Consider the following 6159-nt stretch of genomic DNA (forward strand, 5'->3'; position numbering starts at 1 on the left):
CGCGAGATTTAGGCAAAGATGAAGTATTTGCCCGTCAACCGCTTTACGGCGCTGCTGGCAAGCTTGTCCGGCTGGGTCTCTACCGCTCTATGTACGGTAAAGAGCCAAGCGACGATCGAGATTTGCAAACCGTTCTCGATCGCGTTCTCTTCACCAACACCGTTCCTTACAAACCACCAGGGAACAAAGCTTACTCAGAAGGTGTGAAAAAACGATTTCGTCCTTTTCTAGAACGTTTGCTCGTATTTCACTGGCAAGGAAATCAAATTATCACGTTGGGGAACGAAGCTTTTAAATGGTTTTTTCCCTATGCTGCCAAAGGCGTGGCGGCGGAATTTTTTGAAGGTAGCGATCGCTACACGGCCAGTTTGCAAGTTACCCTCCAAGCAAAAGATAATCAAGGCAATCTGCATCAACGTGTTGTGACGCTGATGCCCCTACCTCACCCTTCTCCGCTCAACCAACAATATTACGCCCAATTTCCCCAAATGCTTCAGCAGCGCCTAGCCGAAATTAGGGATTAGGGCGTCGGGGGAAGAGGGAAGCGGAATTTTGACTTTTGACTTTTGACTTTTAGCTCTCCCGCTCCCCTCTGAAGCTCTCATATATGTGTCATTAGGAACACCGATGGGGATGCTTAAGTCTTGGATATGGGTATACTCAGATTAATAGCTTTACATCTAGCCTCAGTGCTAAATTGTCATCTCCCAAAAGTAATACAGTCTCGCTTTTGGAATTTTTAACAGCTAAGCTGATATAATTACTAGCCCTTATTGCACAAGCAGGTATTTATATGGGTTCAAAAAAATCCGTCCTACATCTGGCAACGCTTTCATTGGCGGTATCTCTGGGATTGGCTATCATCCCTCGCTTCCCAGCCAAAGTACAGGCACAGCAAAGACAAACCTCCGCTCAAAGGATACCTGGCAGTTGGGAGATATCTCAGGCATTTCAGGCTCCAAATAGAGGCGCACCTACTAGCACCGCCGGAGGGGCATCGCGGGGCGAACAATGCCAAAATGATGGGGATACGTCTCTGCGTTTAACTGCATTGATGCCAACCGATAAATTCGGGCTAACAGTAACAGCTAATCCAAAAATCTTCTTTTATATTCCTACAACTTCTGCAAGTACCGCAGAATTTGTTCTCAAGGATGACCGGGATACAGATATTTACAGACAAACTTTTCCTATTACTGGCACACCTGGTATTGTGAGCTTAAGCCCTTTTCAAGGAGCAAATAGACCGTCTTTAGAGAAAGGCAAGAATTATAAATGGTATTTGGTGCTCAGGTGTAATTCTACAGACCAAATTAACGATCCTTTTGTGGAAGGTTGGATGGAACTAACTGACCCCAGTCCAACTTTAGCCCAACAGCTCAAGGAAGCCCCACAAGAGCGCGATCGCCTAGCATTATATGCCAAAAATGGTATTTGGTACGAGGCGCTCAGCACTATAGCCGAACTGCGCCGCACCGATCCCAATAATTCAGCCGTAGCAACTTCCTGGGAAGAACTGTTAAAATCAGTCGGCCTGGAGCAAATCGCCAAAGAGCCTTTGGTCGATTGCTGTAAAGCCGCAACCACAACTGCATCGCCTTAGCGAATAAACTTTAAAATTTGGCGCGTCAACGGCGCGTCAAGGCGCTTCAAAACGTCGAACTTGCGATCGCCCAACACCTAAAAGCAAAATCCCTGAAGTCCTTGCTAGAATTTGATTTCAGGGATTTTGTCTGATGGGCGACCAGGGGCTCGAACCCTGAACCACCGGATTAAGAGTCCGCTGCTCTACCATTGAGCTAGTCGCCCTCCGAATTGCTATCATAACAAATTCAACAATATTTATGCAGGGCTCGCCTAAAATTTTTTAAGTCGGTGAACTGACAAGCTCACTTTTTGAATTTTTTGACCGTGCTAAAGTGTGGGAACGCTTACTCTGAGAGGGTAAGAACTTGCGGGCTTTCATAATTTCGTAGAGATTGACATCCTTCTCCAGCAAACAAGCGTGACCGCTTTCGGGTAGAACCACGATTTCCGCATTGGGTAAGCTTTCCGCTAAGCATTCGGCTTCAGTTACAGAGGGTAGCAGGCGATCGGACGCACCCGCAACAATCAGCACCGGTTGACCGATGCGATGTAACTCGATATTCTCAACATCAAAATCTTTGAGCAGAGATAGTCGCCACACAGCCGTTTTCTGAGGTACCATTTGGACAGCTTCCATGAGGGCTTGACGGTCTTCAGGCGCAATTCTTGCCAAAGCCGCTAAAACCGACAAACCTACCAATGAACCAAACTGATAAAAGCTCTCAGGCACGATCTTAGTCAAAGAGATGCCCAAATATATCCAAGGGCGACGACTTATAGAAGAAGCTGGGTTGACTAAAATCAGGCGTTCAAATAGTTGAGGAGCTCGCAGCGCAACTTTAATTGCCAAGCAACCACCAAACGACTCGCCGCACAAATAAACCGATCGCTGGGGATCTTGCTTTATTTCTGCTTCGATCAGCCCCACAACTTTATCGGCCAGAACATCCCAGTTTGTCAAGTCATTGGCTGGGATCGCCAAACAGCGTATATCGAAGCCAGTTTCCAAACCAGCAGTTTGCGATCGAAACAGTTGACCCGTACCATCCATTCCTGGCAGAAATACAAATAGGGGGCAATCTGGCTTAAGTGGTTTAGGCGTCAAAAAGCAAGGGTGACTTTTTATCTGTAGCATCGTTATACAAATAATTCAATAACAGCCCCGACGGAGCAGTTCGGCAATTTCAGTTTGACAGTAATGCGTAATCTCAGCAACGACTGCTTTTGCCTGTTTGCCTTGATAGTATTCCCGTTGGGAAGCGCTTATCCAAGAAGGATGACCGATGAGAACGTTAACTCGGCGATATACTACCAAAGGATGCCAACCCGGTTGAGCGAATAACGGTTCTGAAGGGTCAAATAAGCTCAGTAGCTTGAGAGGAACGGCTGAACTTACCGATTCCTCAATCGAAGCGATCGTCACTGGCAATATTACCAAATCCGGCACCGCAGCTCGCAAAGCCAAATGTGCGAATCCCCTTTGAAACTTCCCTAATTTATCCGGCGGGCTAAACTTGACCATAGGTTGCGCCCCTTCCGGAAACACTCCCACTACCTGCTGAGTTTGTAAAAGCTCGATCGCCCGATCGAAGAAATGCTGCTGTCTGAGTCCGGATTCTTTTAAGGGAAAGCACCCTAAGCTTGTCACAATTTCCCGCATCACCGGTACTTCCCCCATGTAATGATGACAAGCAAAACGAATTGTACGCCCCACAGATGCCATCAGCACCGGTGCATCCATAAAGCTGCGATGATTGCTCACCAGCAGCATCGGTCCGGTTCGAGGAATACGATCCTCATGGTGGAGAAACAGCCGCGTACCAGTAGCAGCAAGGAACGACTGCGAAATCTTCAGTGGACTCTCGGAATACATGGAGAAAGCAACATCAATGGCAATACGGAAGACATTCTTCTTAATAATTGTTAACTTTAATGTAATAGCAGCGACAAATATCCCAGGGTAGAGACGCCTCTACCTCGATCGTGTAAGCAGGTTTTATATTGAATAGCGGTGAAAAAATGAATTTTAACCGCAATATCGCGGTATTAAGTTTTTTAATAACTTATATAAAATAAATAAATAAAATGAGGTATTCAAACCCCTCATGTATGATTAGAAACAGTTTTAGAGAATTACTTTGTGTCATTCCATGAATTCTATCGATAAAAATAAAAACACATTTGCTGTTACAACACCGCTGTACTACGTAAACGACTTACCTCACATAGGAAGTGCTTATACTACGATCGCCGCAGATGCGATCGCTCGGTTTCAAAGGCTACGCGGAAAATCCGTGTTGCTGATTACAGGAACTGACGAACACGGGCAGAAAATTGAACGTACAGCAGAAAGTCGGGGGAAATCGCCTAAAGAACACTGTGACGAAATTGCCGTTGGCTTTCAAGCACTTTGGCAACAGCTCGATATTCAGTACGATCGGTTCAGCCGTACCACAGCCCCAAAACACGAAGCTATTGTCAAACAATTTTTTCAGGACGTCTGGGACAAAGGCGATATCTACCAGAGCCAACAAAAAGGTTGGTACTGCGTTTCCTGCGAAGAATTTAAAGAAGAACGCGAACTCCTGGAAGGAAGGCGTTGTGCCTTGCACCCAAACAAAGAGGTAGAATGGCGAGACGAGCAGAACTATTTCTTCCGGCTCTCCAAGTACCAAAGCCAACTCGAAGCCCTGTATCAAGAAAGACCCGATTTTATTCAGCCACAAAGCCGCCGTAACGAAGTTCTCAACTTTGTCAACCAAGGACTGCAAGACTTCTCGATTTCGCGAGTAAACGTGCAGTGGGGCTTCCCGGTGCCAGTTGACCCCAGCCAAACAATATACGTTTGGTTTGATGCTCTGCTCGGTTATGTTACCGCTCTACTCGATCCGGATAGCGAACCTACCTTAGAGAATGCCTTATCAAAATGGTGGCCGATCGACTTACATTTGATTGGCAAAGATATTTTACGCTTCCACGCCGTTTATTGGCCTGCCATGTTGCTATCAGCCGGTCTGCCAATTCCATACCGAGTGTTTGGGCATGGTTTTATTACCGTAGACGGACAAAAAATGAGTAAAACGCTTGGTAATACGATCGATCCCGTTGCCTTAGTCAAGCGCTACGGTACAGATGCTGTGCGCTACTACTTTATGAAAGAAATTGAATTTGGGCGGGATGGCGATTTTAACGAAAAAGAAAGATTTATTCCCATACTCAATGCCGACCTGGCAAACGACTTGGGCAACTTGCTCAATCGCACGCTGAACATGGCACGTAAGTACTGGGGTGGCAAAGTACCGAATATCAGCGGTCAAGATATCCCCGCAGATAATACCCTCAAAGTTATTGGCAGCGACTTGGGAGAAAGAGTCGCCCAAGCCTACGAAGCCCTCGCTTTCACCCAAGCAACTGAAGCGATTCTTACATTGATTCGCGCCGGCAACAAATACATTGACGAACAGGCTCCTTGGACACTGTACAAGCAGGGAAAACAGGTACTTGTAGAACAAGTACTGTACGCTGTTTTAGAATCAGTACGATTGGCTGCCTATCTCTTGTCACCGATTATCCCCAATATCAGCAACGAAATTTATCGGCAATTGGGCTTTGATACGAACTTTAATGACAAAACACAAATTAATGTTTCAGCACCTTTCAACATCCATGCTAATTGGGGAACACTACCTAGTAGTCAGACTTTAGGCGAACCCCGACCCGTCTTTCAGAAACTGGAGTTACTGGAAACCGGTTCGTCAGAAGACAAATAAGCTATTAGGGATGCTAAAAATATTAAAAGATAGCATCAATTTTGATTTGATAACAAAAGAGGCATAACAACCATGTTGAATAATTTGGAAAGAGATTCGCTATTCACGCCAGAACAAGTTCTAGAAAATCGCGGTCGCGTTGCTATTTTTATTGATGGCTCGAATTTGTTTTATGCAGCCCTGCAACTGGGAATTGAAATCGACTACACCAAATTGCTTTGTCGATTAACTGCTGGCTCTCGACTGCTGCGATCGTTCTTTTATACTGGAGTCGATCGCACTAACGAAAAGCAGCAGGGTTTTCTACTGTGGATGCGCCGCAACGGCTACCGAGTAATTGCCAAAGACCTCGTACAATTGCCGGATGGTTCTAAAAAAGCTAACCTCGATGTGGAAATAGCTGTAGATATGATGGCCTTAGTCGGTTCCTACGACACAGCTGTTTTGGTAAGCGGAGATGGCGATCTGGCATACGCAGTCGATGCAGTTAGTTATCGGGGCGTTCGGGTAGAAGTAGTGAGTCTCCGTTCCATGACCAGCGACAGTTTGATCAATGTGGCAGACCGTTATATCGACCTGGAAAATATCAAGGAAGATATCCAAAAAACTCCACGACAAGGCTATACATACCGTCCGTTTTCTGGTATAGGTTTGCTGGACGATCCCAAAGATGACGAATAAGCGAATAATTAAAAATTAAAAGCTGCTTTCTGGATTTTTAATTTTTAATTGTTAAGGGGGCAAATTTGAATAAAAATAATCGTGGCAAAATTGTCCCGCTCAAACTCGTTTTTTTGCTGCC

General features: G+C 45.6%; 7 protein-coding genes and 1 tRNA gene. 5 read left to right on the forward strand and 3 right to left on the reverse strand.

What is annotated here, in order from left to right:
• Positions 1–524 (forward strand): uracil-DNA glycosylase family protein (locus H6S82_RS14495; RefSeq protein ID WP_191056352.1); only part of this gene is annotated, 524 nt, incomplete at its 5' end.
• A gap of 269 nt (positions 525–793) precedes the next feature.
• Positions 794–1603, forward strand: coding sequence for a DUF928 domain-containing protein (locus tag H6S82_RS14500; RefSeq protein ID WP_190465957.1), 810 nt, complete (start codon positions 794–796; stop codon positions 1601–1603).
• 134 nt (positions 1604–1737) lie between these two features.
• Here the strand turns inward: H6S82_RS14500 and H6S82_RS14505 are convergent.
• The 3 genes from H6S82_RS14505 to H6S82_RS14515 all read right to left on the reverse strand — a co-directional run bounded on the left by H6S82_RS14505 (position 1738) and on the right by H6S82_RS14515 (position 3358).
• Positions 1738–1809 (reverse strand) — tRNA-Lys (locus H6S82_RS14505).
• Positions 1810–1867: 58 nt separating this feature from the next.
• Positions 1868–2692 carry an alpha/beta hydrolase gene (locus H6S82_RS14510; RefSeq protein WP_322111930.1) on the reverse strand — a complete coding sequence of 275 codons (825 nt, stop codon included), beginning with the start codon at positions 2690–2692 and terminating at the stop codon, positions 1868–1870.
• A gap of 45 nt (positions 2693–2737) precedes the next feature.
• The gene (locus tag H6S82_RS14515) at positions 2738–3358 is read right to left on the reverse strand and encodes a lysophospholipid acyltransferase family protein (RefSeq protein ID WP_242056952.1); all 621 of its coding nucleotides are present in this window, start codon (positions 3356–3358) and stop codon (positions 2738–2740) included.
• 27 nt (positions 3359–3385) lie between these two features.
• Here H6S82_RS14515 and H6S82_RS34035 point away from each other — a divergent pair, with 27 nt between their 5' ends.
• The 3 genes from H6S82_RS34035 to H6S82_RS14525 all read left to right on the forward strand — a co-directional run bounded on the left by H6S82_RS34035 (position 3386) and on the right by H6S82_RS14525 (position 6038).
• Entirely contained in the window at positions 3386–3514 is a 129-nt protein-coding gene (locus tag H6S82_RS34035; protein ID WP_255512242.1) for a hypothetical protein, read from the forward strand.
• Between the two features lie 223 nt (positions 3515–3737).
• On the forward strand, positions 3738–5357 hold the full coding sequence (gene metG, locus H6S82_RS14520; protein ID WP_190465951.1) for a methionine--tRNA ligase: 1620 nt from the start codon (positions 3738–3740) through the stop codon (positions 5355–5357).
• Positions 5358–5429: 72 nt separating this feature from the next.
• Positions 5430–6038, forward strand: coding sequence for an NYN domain-containing protein (locus H6S82_RS14525; RefSeq protein WP_190465949.1), 609 nt, complete (start codon positions 5430–5432; stop codon positions 6036–6038).
• Positions 6039–6159: the final 121 nt, after the last annotated feature.

The organism is Planktothrix sp. FACHB-1355 (assembly GCF_014748295.1).
GTDB classification, from domain to species: domain Bacteria; phylum Cyanobacteriota; class Cyanobacteriia; order Cyanobacteriales; family Aerosakkonemataceae; genus Aerosakkonema; species Aerosakkonema funiforme_A.